This window comes from Pseudomonas sp. TWRC1-2 (assembly GCF_049896685.1).
Lineage (GTDB): Bacteria > Pseudomonadota > Gammaproteobacteria > Pseudomonadales > Pseudomonadaceae > Aquipseudomonas.
In genome coordinates, this window is the sequence record NZ_JAFCUU010000016.1 from 1 (window position 1) to 14,170 (window position 14,170).

Below are 14,170 nucleotides of genomic sequence, written 5' to 3' on the forward strand. Positions count from 1 at the left end.
GACCATAGAGCATTGGAACCACCTGATCCCATCCCGAACTCAGCAGTGAAACGATGCATCGCCGATGGTAGTGTGGGGTTTCCCCATGTGAGAGTAGGTCATCGTCAAGATTAAATTCCGAAACCCCTGTCTGCTAACGCAGACAGGGGTTTTGTCGTTTTGGAGGACTGCCGCCGACTGAGAGAAGGCAGATAAGTCCTCCCGGGTCGACCACATCAGATCACCCTGAACCCGGCCCACAAAAAAGCCAGTGCCTGAAAGCGGACACTGGCTTGTCAGAAACGCTAACAGATCAGAATTGATAGCTTACCGTCGCACTGACGTTACGCTCTTCGCCCAAATAGCAGAAGTTCAGGCTGGCACAGGACGCTACATAGGTCTCATTGGTCAGGTTGTTCGCGTTCAACCGTACATCTACGCCTTTCAACCCAACCCTGCCCAAGTCATACCCCAAGGATGCGTCAAACAAGGTGTAGGCCGGTACCTTCATTGTGTTCTCCGCGTCTGCCCAGCTGTAGCCGACGTACCGAACCCCGCCGCCAATTCGCAAGCCGTCAAAGGCGCCGCTATCAAACGTGTAGTCCGCCCACACCGATGCCATATGGCGAGGTGCCTGCGTGGGGGAGTTGCCTTTGTTCTCGATCAAGTTGTCGGCTGAGCTCAATGTACTGACCATCGATTTTGAGTATTTAATGTCGGTAAAGGTATAGCTGCCCAAAATCTTCAGGTTATCGGTCAGTTGCATGTGTGCTTCCAACTCCAGGCCCTGCGAGCGAACCGCACCTACTGCGCGATAGAAGTTTTCTTGTGGAAGCTTCGTCGCCAGGTTTTCTTGATCGATGCGAAACCAGGAGGCTGTAAACAGGTCATCCGTCCCCGGCGGCTGATACTTCAAGCCCGCTTCCCACTGCGTTCCATTGGTGGGTGCCAGCGGGTTACCGGCGCTGTCTGAATAGGAGTTCGGGTTGAACGACTCTGAATAGCTGACATAGGGTGCCAAGCCGTTATCAAACAAATACAGCGCGCCGGCTCGCCCAGTCAGCTTGGTACGCTTGTCAGAAATCTCTGTGCCCAGCGGTCGACCCGCTTCAGTAATACGGTTCTCGTCAGAGGTCTCGACCCAGTCCTGACGCAGCCCTAGAGAGAACCGCCATTTATCCATTTCGATCAGGTCTTGTAGATAAACGCCAGTTTGCTCAAGGCGACGCAGATAGCTGGTCAGGCTGGCATTGCTGATAGCAGTGTTGCCATAGACCGGGTTGAATGCGTTGATTGGCTGCAGTGACCCGCTCGTCCAGTCCACCACCGTTTTACGTCGCTGATAATCAGCTCCCATCAGCACGGTATGTTGGGTGGCCCCGGTAAAAAATTCTGCCTGCAGCATGTTGTCGATGATGAACGCATGCAGCTTCTCATCACCTCCCGAGTAATAGCGATTCAACTCGTTACTGGTCGGTGTGGTCCAGCCATAGGCGTACACCTGATCCAATTGCACCTTGGAGTCGAGATAGCGCAAGTTCTGTCGCGCAGTAAACACGTCGTTGAATCGATGCTCGAACTGATAGCCGAACGACTGCTGATCACGTTTGTAGCCATCAACTCCAGGTTCACCTTCAAAGAAGTGGCTGGAGATGCGCTGGCCATTACGCTGATGCAATGCGCCGTCTGCCGGCATACCGCCGTGATAGCCGCCATCAGGATCATGCTGCAGGTACGCCTGGAGTGTCAGCGAGGTGTCTTCGGTAAAGTCGATGCTGAGTGTCGGCGCCAAGGCAAAGCGCTTTTCTTTGGTGTGGTCGAACTGCGTATCGGCCTTGTCCGCTACACCGGTAAGCCGATAGGCAATGCGCTTGTCGTCATCCACGGGGCCACTGAAGTCAAAACCCATGCCCTGCTGGCCGTGACTGCCTGCCGTTGCTTGAACTTGATGGTAGGGCTCAAGCAATGGCTTCTTGCTGGTCAGCGCGACCAGGCCGCCGGGCGAGCTGCGTCCATAGAGGACAGAGGAAGGCCCCTTCAGAATGTCCACGCGCTCGAGAAAATACGGATCAACCTGCATGGTGCTATAGGTGCCGCTATCCCCCATGGACTTCAAGCCATCAAGGTAGATGTTGTCCACAGAACCATCGTTAAAACCGCGCATTGCCACGTAGTCATAACGGTGGGTCGCGCCATAGGGGTTGGTCAGTACACCAGGCGTGTAACGCATGGCTTGTGCGACGGTCTGGGAGCCTTGGTCGTCCATCTGCTCGCGCGTCACCACGGAGACGGTTTGCGACGTCTCCAGCAGCGCAGCGCTGGTCTTGGTTGCGATTTGGCTATGCGTCGCGTTATAGCCTTCCATGCTGCCTAAGGCATTACCCAGGGCGAAGCCTTTGATATCCGTGGTGGGCAGCGTCACGGTGCTGCTCTGCATCTGGGTCTCCAGCACAAAGCTGACACCATCTTGCGATACGGCCTGCAAGCCAGAGCCGCTGAGTAGATGATTCAACCCCTGCTCGGCTGAATACTCGCCGTGCAGCCCGGCTGATTGCCGGCCTTGGGTTTGCCCAGGCGTGCTGGAGAGGGTAATGCCTGCCTGGCGGGCGAATTGATTGAGCACCTCGCCCAGGGCGCCGGCAGGCAGGTCGTAGCGCTGGTTAACCTGCTCGATGTTTGCTTGCCCAGCCATGCCGGCGATCGGAACCGCGCCTATGCCCAGCGCGGTCGACAGCAATGCCGCACGGATGGATTTAGCCAAAAGGGGGTAGGAAGAGCACGATGAGTTGCCGGGAAAACGCGCTGTCATGATCAAGATCCGTGGAGGCCGGTGAGGGCTGATTGAAAGGCTTACTGTCTAAGCCGGTCTCACGGAAAAAAACCGCCAAAAAACTTTATATAAAACATAAAAAATCAGGCTGAACGTTCCAGGCTTACCCACCAACGCGTGCGATAGCGCACTTCAACAGACAGCGTCTGTGCAACGACCGCCAACAATTTATCCGTGTCCTTCAGGCGGAAAACCCCCGACAACCGCAAGTCGCTGGCTTCTGCCGAACAACCCAGATAACCATGGCGATAGCGCCCCACCTCCGACAGGAAGGCAGCCAGGCGCATGTTCCGTGTCACGATCAGCCCATCGACCCAGGCGCCCATGTCCATATCCAGCGGCGGCGCCAGCGTGGCATGCGTGCGATGTACCAGATAGTTCTCTCCTGCGTGGACTTGAGTCGACAGTCCGTCTGCCGAGTGTGGTGAGTGAATGGCCACGTTGCCACTGACCACACTCAAGCGTGTGCAATCGCTGTCTTGGCGCACGGCAAAGCGCCCGTCGATACCTTCGAACAAACCATGCCGAGTTTGCACCAGCAGTGGCGCTGAAGAAGGCGCGCCGCACGTCACCAGAATTTCCCCGCGAACCAGCGTGATCAGACGCTGCTGTGCGTTGAAGTCCAGGTCCACGGCGCTGTCGGTGTTGAGTTGCACGCGAGCGCCATCCGGCAATTGCACGCTGCGCCGTTCCCCTGTTGCAGTCGCAAGGTCGGACGTCCAGCGCTGCCAGCCGGTCAGGTCGCGGCTTAACCAGGCTGCGGAGCCCACCAACATGACGCCAGACAACATCTTCAGTGCCTGCCGCCGGCCCACGCCTTGCGAAGCATTTTCCAAGGCCACGCGCGCACCGGGAATCGCGGCCATTTGGCTGCTCAACTCCTGCTGCAGTGCTTGTACCCGCTGCCAGGCCAATTCATGGTCGTCATGCGCTTCGCGCCAGCGCTCACATTGTGCATGCAAGCGCACATTGGCGCGGTTATTACGCAGGCGCAGTGCCCAAGTGATGGCCTGCTTGACCACCTGAGGATCTGGCCCCGGGCGCGCGGCATTATCCATCGGGGTCATGCTTCATAACGCACTACGTAACAGTGATACAGCGCCTGCGCGATATACCGTTCCACTGTTCGCAACGACACCCCCATCTGCAGCGCGATCTGCTTGTGCGCCAACCCATCACACTGAGCCAGCAGAAACGCCTGACGTACTTTCGGTTTCAATCCGTCCAGAAGACGGGCGATTTCCTCCAGCAGTTCCAGCACCAACATCCGCGCTTCTGCGCTGGGTGCCAACGCTTCAGGCAGATGGGCAATAGACTCAAGGTAGGCGCGCCGGATTTCTTCGCGCCGCCAATGATCAATCACCAGGCCGCTGGCGATGCTTCGCAGAAAGGCGCGAGGAGCTTTGAGTTCAAGGCGTTCGGTTTTTTGCAGCAAGCGCACGAACGTGTCTTGAGCCAGGTCCGCTGCATCCGCCGCATTGCCCAGGCGACTGCGCAGCCACCGGTTGAGCCAGCTGTGATGGGCGCTGTAAAGCGTCTGCACCACAGGTTCACAAGGGATGTACTCGGTAGATGGCATTCACACAGGCCCGGCCAAACGTCACAAATGATAATTAGTCGCATTGTCTGGGAGGCTGAAAAATTTTGCAACGCCAGAGCCTGCAGATCTACCGCCGGTCGGGTTCCTACTCAAAATGAGGATGCTTCTCACAAATTTCTAAGATTTATCCTGGCCTGGCCGAAAGCCTGACGAGCCATGCGTGCACCGAAATAGAGCGGTCGCAGAGTCCGCCTATCCCGTTACATGGAATGTTCCACTCGGCACGCTCATCCCCATTTGGCAAAAGAAGTCGATGAAATGAATCTTAAGTTCAGTCATAAAATTCTGCTGGCCGCATCAGGCGTCGTGGTTCTCGCGTTCGCGTTATTCACGCTTTACAACGACTACCTGCAGCGCAGCACCATCAAGCAAAACCTGGACTCGTCTATCCAGCAATCAGGCGAACTCACGGCCAGCAGTGTGCAGAACTGGCTCAGTGGCCGCATTCTGGTACTCGAAAGCCTGGCGCAAAACGTTGCCCATCAGGGCAGTCAGGCCGATCTTCCTGGTTTGGTTGATCAGCCGGCGTTCACCTCGAACTTCCAGTTCACCTACGTCGGGCAAACCAACGGGGTGTTCACCCAGCGTCCTGACGCGAAGATGCCTGACGATTACGACCCGCGTCAGCGCCCTTGGTACAAGCAGGCGGTGGCTGCCGATAAACCCATGCTGACTCCGCCTTACATGGCCGCAGTCGGCGGGCAGATCGTAACCATTGCTCTGCCCGTCAAAAAGAACGGTGAGCTGTTGGGTGTGGTCGGCGGCGACCTGAGCCTGCAAACCCTGGTGAAGATCATCAACTCGGTAGACTTCGGCGGGATCGGCCATGCGTTCCTGGTCAGCGCCGATGGCCAGGTCATCGTCAGTCCTGACCAGGACCAGGTGATGAAAAACCTCAAGGACATCTACCCAGGTACCAACCTGCGTATCGACAAGGTCAGCCAGGACGTGGTTCTCAATGGCCAGGACCGCATTCTTTCGTTCACGCCGATCAGCGGTTTGCCCGGTGCGGATTGGTACATCGGTCTGTCGATCGATAAAGACAAAGCCTACGCACCACTTGGCAAATTCCGTACTTCGGCGTTGATCGCCATGTTGATCGCGGTCGTCGCCATTGCCGTGCTGTTGAGCCTGTTGATCCAAGTACTGCTGCGCCCGCTGACCACCATGGGTGTGGCCATGCAGGACATTGCCCAGGGTGAGGGCGATTTGACTCGCCGTCTGGACGTAACCAGCAAGGACGAGTTTGGCGAGGTAGGCAGCGCCTTCAACCAGTTCGTCGAGCGTATCCACGCCTCTATTTCCGAGGTGTCTTCGGCAACGCGTCAGGTGCATGACCTGTCCCAGCGCGTGATGGCGTCGTCGAACGCCTCGATCATCGGCTCGGACGAGCAAAGCGCACGCACCAACAGTGTGGCCGCGGCGATCAACGAGCTGGGTGCCGCTACCCAGGAAATTGCGCGTAACGCAGCTGATGCTTCGCAGCACGCCAGTGGTGCCAGTGAACAAGCAGACGACGGGCGCAAGGTGGTGGAGAAAACCATCCTGGCAATGTCGGAGCTGTCGCAGAAGATCAGCCTGTCCTGCACTCAGATCGAAACCCTGAACGCCAGCACCGACAACATTGGCCACATCCTTGATGTGATCAAAGGCATCTCCCAGCAAACCAACTTGTTGGCGCTCAATGCCGCAATCGAGGCCGCGCGTGCCGGGGAAGCCGGGCGTGGGTTTGCCGTGGTTGCCGATGAAGTGCGTAACCTCGCTCACCGTACCCAGGAGTCCGCCGAAGAGATCCACAAGATGATCACGTCGCTGCAAGTGGGCTCGCGTGAGGCGGTGACCACCATGAACGCCAGCCAGACCTCCAGCGAGGAGAGCGTTGAAGTGGCCAACCAGGCCGGCGAGCGCCTGGTCAGCGTGACGCAGCGAATCGTCGAGATCGATGGCATGAACCAGTCGGTCGCGGCGGCTACCGAGGAGCAGACCGCTGTGGTTGAGACCCTCAATGTCGACATCAACCAGATCAACCTGCTGAATCAGCAGGGTGTGGCCAACCTCAACGAAACGCTGAAGGACTGCGATGCGCTGTCTCAGCAAGCGAGCCGCCTGAAGCAACTGGTCGACAGCTTCAAAATCTGACCGGGCCCTGCAGGAGCGAGGCGTCTCGCTCCTGCTGATCAGCTGAACATCTGGCGTACATTCTCCAGGGCAGTGTCGGCGAAGGTCTGCACAAACTGTTCAAACGCCGCCTGGGTGGTATCGACCGGCTCACCCATGAGCGTCCAGGTTGCCCGCGAACATCCTGCGCCGAGCGCTTCCACCTGCATGGCAGCCCACAGCCGGGCGACACCCAAGGTGTTGTAGAGTGTGGTCCAGGTCATGTACATGGCGTCGTCGTCGCGGCTGTTGAGTTGCTCTACGACGCAATGGCCATCGTGGAAATATTTCGTGCGCAAGGCGCCTATGCCTGTGCCCGTCATTTCGATGTGCGAGAGAGTCGGAACGAAGGCATCAAAGCCTGCAAAATTGCCCACCACTCGCCACAGATCAGCGGCCTCGCACGCGACGTCAACAGACGCCACCACCGGTGTGCCGTTCGGGTTGCAAATTAATGTATCGGGTTGCAGCAGATTCATAGAAATGTCCTGAACGGTCAGAGAAAGCCGATGGCCTTGAGGTGGTCGCAGCCCCTGCGCAACAGCGCCGGGTCCTTGTGCGGGTACTGCTCGGCCATCGCCTCCACACCCTGGCGTGCGTTCTCGTGGCAAATCATCGTGATGTCGCTGATGTCTTCTGCGAGGTTATCCAGGTAGAAGCCCAGCACGCCAAACAGCGCGTTATCGGGGCCTACCGTTCGCAGCTCTGTCTGCCACTGCGCAACGCTCACTCGCTCGAAGCAGTGGCCTGCCTGACTGAATGCATCAAGGTAGTGATCCCAGCTCAAAGGCTGTGGGTTGTGCAGGTTGAATACGTTTCGTCTTGCAACAAAGCGGCCGCAGTGAAACGCAACAAAACGGGCAAAGAAGTCCACCGGCATCAGGTCGAAGTTCACCTGCAGGCGCGGCGCCAGGCCCAATTGCAACGAACCCTTGAGCATCATCATCAGGCGGTTGTTTTGCGGCTTGCAGACGCCGTTGCGGCTATTGAAAGCGATGTTTCCCGGGCGATAGATGTTCACCCATGCGCCTTGCTCGGCTGCACGGCCCAGCAAGCGTTCGGCGACCCACTTGGAGAGGTTGTAGCCATTCTTGAGGTAGAGCGGCAACGTGGTTGCAGCCGGCGTTTCGAGGATGTGTCCCTGGGCGTCGACACTGCTGCAGGCCGACAGGGTCGAGATGAAATTGAAGACTTTCTTGCAGTGGGTTTCACACAGGCGCAGGCACTCACGTATCGGTTCGACGTTGTCCTGGGCCAGTGAGGCGTAATCCATCACATGATTGACCCGCGCGGCGTTGTGCACCAAGACCCCGTGGTTACGGGCGAGGTGCTCATACACATCGCTGGCCAGGCCCAGCCGGGGCAAGCCCATATCGGCGGCGTATACCTGCACCCGACTCAAATCCAGATGTTCCAGCCGGTACTCGCGCAATGCCTGGGTGAACCGCGTCATCGCCGACTGCCCCGGCTGTTCACGCACCAGGCATGCCACCTCCTGCACACCGCCGGCCAACAAGGCTTCGACGAGGTGCACGCCGACGAAACTGTTGGCGCCCGTGACAATCACCTTGCGCGGATCGCCAGCGCGGTCCTCATGCAGCGTTTCTATATTCAGCGCTTGCGACGCATCCTTTTCCACCTGGCCTGACAGTGCATGCGGCAGTGCGCCGTCTTCCATCAGCACGCAGAGCGTACGAATTGTCGGTGCTTCAAAGAAACTGCTCAGTGAAAGGCTACGGCCAAACGCTTTGCGCAGACGCAGCAGCAGGGTAGACAGCAGAATGGAATGGCCGCCCAGGTTGAAAAACCCATCGTCGATGGAAATGTCGCCATCCGGCAACGCCAACAACTCGCTCCACAGCGCCACCAACCGCATTTGCAGAGGCGTTCGTGCAGCATTGCAGTCGTTGCGGGGAGTAGCGTGTTTCGGTATCGCCAGCAATGCCTGGCGGTCGATCTTGCCGTGGTGAGTGCGCGGCAGAGTGGGTAATTCTGTCCACACCTCGGGCTGCATGTAGGTCGGCAGCCATTGCCGAGCATGGTGCTTGAGGCCCGCCATGGTGGCGCCTGGTTCGGGTTGGGCGGCAAAGCTGAGGATCCTGCGGTCAGGATCAATCAGCACCGCCACTTGGCGAAACAGCCGACTGCTGCGCAGGCACTGCTCAATCTCCTGGGGCTCGACCCGAAAGCCGCGGATCTTCACCTGATCATCCCGCCGGCCGCCCAGTTCGATACCGTCCGCCGTCCATTTCGCCCGGTCGCCACTGCGGTATGCCCTCACTGATCGGCCGCCCGGCAGTGTCAGCTCAACAAACGGGCTGTCGGCCCCTTGCGGCGCGCTCACATACCCGAGGCCCAGGCCAGGGCCGACGATATACAGATCACCCATCACTTTTTCATCCACCGGGTTCAGGTCTTCGTCGAGGATCAGCACCTGGCTGTTGGCAATGGGGCGGCCAAGATTGCGTGTGCTGTCACCGGGCTGGAACGTTCGGTGGGTGACCAGCACCGTCGTTTCGGTAGGGCCGTAGAAATTGTGCAGGTGGCATTGGCTCGCCAGGCATTCGATCACATGCGGCTCGCAGGCATCGCCGCCGGTCATCAAGTGAGTCAAACCCAAGGGCTGATCCAGCGGCAGAATGCTCAGCAGCGCCGGCGGCAGAAACGCGTGGCTGATGCCCTGTTGGCGAATCAGCTCTACCAGTTGCTGAGGATCGTGCCGTTGGCGCTCGCTCGGGACGATCAACTCGGCGCCGGCTATCAGGGCAGGGAAGATGTCGATCAGCGATGAGTCAAAACTGAGCGGCGAAAATTGCAGCACGCGGCTGTGCTCGTCCAACGACATACAGGCGCCAAGCCAGGCGGTGAAATGCGCAAGGTTGCGTTGGCTGAGCAGTACGCCTTTCGGTTGGCCGGTGGTGCCTGAGGTGAAAAGCGCCACGCAGGGCGCCTCGCTGCTGGGACGATGCTGCATCAGCGGGCGTGTGATATCGGCACAGGTCGGGTCGACAGTGCTGACATTCAGGGTAACGAAATCGTCGCGCAAAGGGTGCTGACCCTCTACCACCAACACCTTGGCATTGCTGCTTTGCAGCATGGTGCGCTGGCGTTGCGGCGGATGATCCGGTGCCAGTGGCAGGTACACCGCGCCGCAACCCAGCACCGCCAGAATGCTGGCATACAGATCGACGGATTTTTCCAGGCACACGCCGACCACGGTTGGCGTCTGCGCGTGTTCCAGCAGGGGGCGCAGGCCTTGCTGGATCGACACGGCGCGATCCAGTAATTGACGGTAGGTCAGCACGCTGCCCGCGATGTTCAGCGCCGGTCGTTCAGCAAAGGAATGAAGGCTGGCCTGTAACCGTTCGATCATTGGCACCTGGGCAGCCTGTAGCAGTGCCGGCTGCGCGGTACGGTTGAATCGATGCAGGAACGCCAACTCATCCAGCCCTTGCAGGCCTTGCTCAGGCCAGGCATTAGCGACGGTTGTTGCCGAAAAAAACGCCGGGTCTCGCGAGAATTGGCTGACCAGCGAGGCTACCCATTCCACCAGAGCATTCGTCGCTTGTCGGCGCAATCGCTCGCCGTTGCCGCTGGGCTCCTCGGTAATGTCGCGTATCGCCAGTACGCGACGGGTCTGGTCATAGCAGCGCAATTGCACCGCAGGAAGCCCGTGTTCAGACACCGGGCCAATGCCCAGTCGCAGGCTGATCCGCTGGGTTCTATCGGCAGGCAGGCGCAGCGGTTGGCTGCCGTCTTCAATCATGACGTCGAGGGACTCCGTCGCGGTGACGTGTCCGTACTGCTCCAGCGTTTGCCTGATCGCTTCCAAGGCTTTGCTGGTGCCGCTCCATCCCATGTTCAAGCGCCTCATGGCTGCCTCCCCGATTCGGGTAAATAGGCGCTCAGGGCCAGGGCGACGCTCGGGGTGTGCAGCACACCGCTGTGGTGCAGAAAACCCATGATATTGCCGAGCAGCGGGTGTTGGCGGGTGATGGGAAAGTGCAGCGCTGCGACTTCGTCCTCAAGCGCACGGCGAACGTCGGCGCCGACGTCCAGGTGTTCGATCAACTGCAGATCGAAAGCTTTCTGCAGATCGTTGGTCAGGTAATGCGTCAAGAACACCGGCAAGGTAGCCGCGATGCTGTCGCGGTCGGCCGGGTTTGCCGACTGCCAGTAGATACGCACCAGGTGGGTCCAGAACTGTGCATGGCGGCCTTCATCAAACAGGTGGTCGGCCATCAAGCCGCGTATGGACGATTTGACGCTGTCATCTTTGGCAAACGCCGCGACGTCATGGGTGATGGTGTTCTCGGCGATAGCCACGCCAATCAACTCCACGGCATCACGCAGGTGCGGCGGTGCCAGCGCCTGGGCTGCGGGCAAGGCATGGCTCAGTTCGATTTGGCCAGGCAAGTCGAGCGGTTGCAGGCCCGTCATGGCCACGGTCTGTTGCAGGAAATCCAGCGCGACCAGCGCGTGGTAATCCTCATCGACCACGACGGTCATTGCGTCGTAGCGACAGGCGAGGGGGAAGGACAGCGAGAAGCGATTCTTGGCAATGCTGCGAGCGGTCTTGTCGACGATCTCGGTTTCGAAGATCACCACGTCATTGAGGAATTTGTAGAAGCTTTGCACCAGCACGAAGTCGCGCCACTGCGAGCAATGCTCCAGGAAAGTCGCGCTCAGCACCAGGGGCTGGCGGCTCGCGGGATAGATCAGTCTGTCGTCGTTTTCCAGCATGCGCCGCGGACGTGTACGCAGGGTTGCACGGCGTTCCCAGTCATCGGCGAAGGAGCGATAGTCGGCGGCGTTCATGGCTGCCTCTCTTGCAGCGAGGCGCGCACGTCGTCCCAGAAGCGGAGGCGGCTGTGCACGGCGCCCAGAGCGATTTCATCGGCCTGGCGTTGGCGAGTCGGGTCTGTACCGATCAGGCGCTGAAGTAGCAGCTCTGCGGCGGGCCCATGCCCTTGCGTGTCCAGTTCGATGTGACGGTTCAAGTAGTAGCAGAAGGTCGGCGCCTGGTGGCCCTTGAATACATCGCCGCGCAGAATGCACGCGAACATGGTGGGAATGACACTCTCGCGTCCATGCAGGAAGGCGGACGCTACGCCGTGGGTGGGCGCGTTCAAGGCGATCTGCAACGTGCTTTCGACAAAGCGGGCTACGCCTGGCGGCGCATCGACCTGATGCAAGGCCGCGCTGGCTTCGGTCCCTTGACGCTGCAGCTCAATGAAGCGCCGGACGACGCGGGTGTCAGCGCCTACTTCGGCCATCGCTTGCAGGTACAGGTCGAAGTGGCTGCAATGGCCCTGTGCGGGGTGTGCGTCGGACTCTTCGCCGAGCACTATTTCATTGATGAGGCGTGCCGCTTGCGGGTCGAGGGGCGGCAGCCAGGGTAATTGCGTGCAGCTCAGGTCCTGCTGCAAGCGTTTGGTCAGGCTCATGAAGTCCCAAACGGCAAATACATGGTGTTGCATAAAACGCTGTAACTTGGTCAATGAAGTTATTTCTTTAAATAACGGATGGCTGCACAGTTGCAGTTTCTTTTGTTCAAGTAAGTGTTGATGCATGGTTGATGCCTATAAGTTATTGCGACTGCTCTGAAAACAGTGTTGGGATTTATAACCGGGCGTGCAGGCGTGGCGCATAGCCAGACCCCGCGCGCAGTAAGAACGCGACTAGACTGCGCAGCAAAATGAAGTGTTTGTTGTATGAGGCAGCGATAGTAAGCTGATTAAACGTTTGGGCGAGATGGTGAAAGTATTAGATATTTTTTCGAAATAAAGTTTGTTGTAAGTAACTTGCTTGAATGGAAGTGGGACGTTTCTTTAAGTTAGCCGGGCATCAATAAATAGGCGATGTATACCGTGGGGGCCCTTCCGCACAGAAAGGGGCCTTCACCGTATAAGGATCTACAAAACGCGTGGTCAAACTTACTGCGTGTCGAGTGTTGCGGCGGCTTCAAGACCATTGAGGTAGGTGGAGATGACCTCCATGCCGCGCATCAGGTGGTTGCGCAACGTCAGGATGCTTTCGTCGGTTTTCTTCTGGGCTACCAGGCTCAGCAGTTCACGGTGATCTTCCTGGGACGTCTCGCCCAGCCCCATCGCTTCGAGGTTGAAGCGCAGAAAGCGTTCTTCCTCATTCAAACCGTGTTCAACCAACTTGAGCAAATGCTGGTTGGGTGCCTTGCTATAAAGCGCCATGTGAAACAGACGATTGAGACGGCCGATCTCGGCGTAATCTTTCTCCTGCTCCAGCGCTTTGATCAAGGCGTCGGCTTCGGCAATGTCGGCGTCGGTAAGCAACGGGATCGACAAGCGCAGCGCTTCGGATTCCAGCAGCATGCGCAGGGCATAGGTTTCAGCTGAATTGTCTTCGATCAACGGCGCAACCACGGCGCCCTTGTGCGTCACCACATGCAGCAAAGACTGGGCTTCCAGCTGGCGCAAAGCTTCGCGTACGGGCATGCGGCTGACACCGAACAGGCTGGCGAGCTCTTGCTGGCGCATCGCGGTGCCACAGGGCAGTCGACCGTCGAGAATGGCATTGCGCAGGGTTTCTTCAATAACGGCGCGGGCAAGGTGGGCGGGAATAGGCCCGCTGATTTTGATGCTGCTTAACGGGTTCGGCTTCTGCGTCACGGTTACGCTATCCTCCTCATTGTTGAATGGAGTGTGTTTAATTGGATCCAATGCACACTAAAGATGGCCCACACGCTTGTCAAACAGCCAAAGTTTCCGTTTGTAAGGGCTTACAAGCTGTACTTTGTGCATCCCACAGCGGGGGGTCATGAACTTCGCCCCCGTATGAATGATTGCACTGTGCCATTGTTTTTTGTCGGTTGAGGCTTCACCATCCTTTGAAATTCCGTCTCTCTTCACGGACTGAACGCCTTGGCGGTAAGTTTTATTCCCTCTCGAATCCTTAGCTGGCTATTTTCAGCGATTCTGTTGGCTGGCTTGATGCTCGGCGGGCTGCATGCCGATTGGGATTTCTCTCAGATCAGCCGCAAAGCCACCGCCTTGTACGGGCCGCTGGGTGAGGGCCAGCAGCGGATTGACGCCTGGCAGCGGTTGCTCGCGACCCAAAAGCAGGTCGACGAGCAGGAGCAGCTCAAGGTCGTCAATCTGTTCTTCAACAAGCAAATGACGTACGTGGAAGACATCGACCTGTGGCACGTGGTCGATTATTGGGAGACGCCCATCGAAGCCCTGTGGAAAGGTGCCGGAGATTGTGAAGACTATGCAATCGCCAAGTATTTCAGCCTGCGTCACCTGGGCGTTTCCAGCGACAAATTGCGCATTACCTACGTCAAGGCCTTGCGTCAGAATCGCGCGCACATGGTGCTGACGTATTATTCGACCCCGAACGCCATCCCGCTGGTGCTCGATAGCCTGATGGACGAGATCCTGCCGGCCACCCGCCGTACCGACCTGATTCCCGTGTATTCCTTCAACGCCGAGGGTTTGTACCTGCCCGGCGCCAAGGGCAACACGAAAGTCGGTGATACCAAACGCTTGTCGCGCTGGCAGGATGTGTTGAGAAAAATGCGTGCCGAAGGCTTCCCGGCCGAGCCTGCCAACTAGGAGTAACTGATC

At 58.3% G+C, this 14,170-nt stretch carries 10 protein-coding genes and 1 rRNA gene; 3 read left to right on the forward strand and 8 right to left on the reverse strand.

The annotated features are described in order from the left end of the window. Positions 1 to 110 (forward strand): 5S ribosomal RNA (gene rrf, locus ACP7B3_RS28785); the annotation flags it as partial. A 182-nt stretch (positions 111 to 292) separates the two neighbouring features. On the opposite strand, the gene ACP7B3_RS28790 is transcribed toward rrf, so the two are convergent. The 3 genes from ACP7B3_RS28790 to ACP7B3_RS28800 form a co-directional block, all read right to left on the reverse strand. Next, on the reverse strand, positions 293 to 2,788 hold the full coding sequence (locus tag ACP7B3_RS28790; protein ID WP_426182699.1) for a TonB-dependent siderophore receptor: 2,496 nt from the start codon (positions 2,786 to 2,788) through the stop codon (positions 293 to 295). 104 nt (positions 2,789 to 2,892) lie between these two features. Next, a complete protein-coding gene (locus ACP7B3_RS28795; RefSeq protein ID WP_426182702.1) occupies positions 2,893 to 3,876 on the reverse strand; it encodes a FecR domain-containing protein in 984 nt (327 codons plus the stop codon). Beyond that, positions 3,873 to 4,388: a sigma-70 family RNA polymerase sigma factor gene (locus ACP7B3_RS28800; RefSeq protein ID WP_426182705.1), complete on the reverse strand. Its 516-nt coding sequence runs from the start codon at positions 4,386 to 4,388 to the stop codon at positions 3,873 to 3,875. The genes ACP7B3_RS28795 and ACP7B3_RS28800 overlap by 4 nt, the downstream gene beginning before the upstream one ends. Positions 4,389 to 4,667: 279 nt before the next feature. Here ACP7B3_RS28800 and ACP7B3_RS28805 point away from each other — a divergent pair, with 279 nt between their 5' ends. Next, entirely contained in the window at positions 4,668 to 6,548 is a 1,881-nt protein-coding gene (locus ACP7B3_RS28805) for a methyl-accepting chemotaxis protein (protein WP_426182708.1), read from the forward strand. 38 nt (positions 6,549 to 6,586) lie between these two features. Here ACP7B3_RS28805 and ACP7B3_RS28810 read toward each other — a convergent pair whose 3' ends face one another. From ACP7B3_RS28810 to ACP7B3_RS28830, 5 genes are all read right to left on the reverse strand, one after another. Beyond that, positions 6,587 to 7,045, reverse strand: a complete 459-nt coding sequence (locus ACP7B3_RS28810) for an SRPBCC family protein (protein ID WP_426182711.1) — start codon at positions 7,043 to 7,045, stop codon at positions 6,587 to 6,589. Positions 7,046 to 7,062: 17 nt separating this feature from the next. After that, positions 7,063 to 10,440: an amino acid adenylation domain-containing protein gene (locus ACP7B3_RS28815; protein WP_426182714.1), complete on the reverse strand. Its 3,378-nt coding sequence runs from the start codon at positions 10,438 to 10,440 to the stop codon at positions 7,063 to 7,065. Beyond that, complete coding sequence (locus ACP7B3_RS28820; protein WP_426182717.1) at positions 10,437 to 11,384, reverse strand: diiron oxygenase; 948 nt, start codon at positions 11,382 to 11,384, stop codon at positions 10,437 to 10,439. Before ACP7B3_RS28820 ends, ACP7B3_RS28815 begins: the two co-directional genes overlap by 4 nt. Beyond that, entirely contained in the window at positions 11,381 to 12,139 is a 759-nt protein-coding gene (locus ACP7B3_RS28825) for a DUF3050 domain-containing protein (RefSeq protein ID WP_416364637.1), read from the reverse strand. The genes ACP7B3_RS28820 and ACP7B3_RS28825 overlap by 4 nt, the downstream gene beginning before the upstream one ends. 363 nt (positions 12,140 to 12,502) lie before the next feature. Beyond that, positions 12,503 to 13,213: a GntR family transcriptional regulator gene (locus ACP7B3_RS28830; RefSeq protein WP_426182720.1), complete on the reverse strand. Its 711-nt coding sequence runs from the start codon at positions 13,211 to 13,213 to the stop codon at positions 12,503 to 12,505. A gap of 252 nt (positions 13,214 to 13,465) precedes the next feature. Between ACP7B3_RS28830 and lapG the strand changes: the two genes are divergently transcribed. Next, on the forward strand, positions 13,466 to 14,158 hold the full coding sequence (gene lapG, locus ACP7B3_RS28835; protein WP_106580708.1) for a cysteine protease LapG: 693 nt from the start codon (positions 13,466 to 13,468) through the stop codon (positions 14,156 to 14,158). The last annotated feature ends 12 nt before the right edge of the window (positions 14,159 to 14,170 follow it).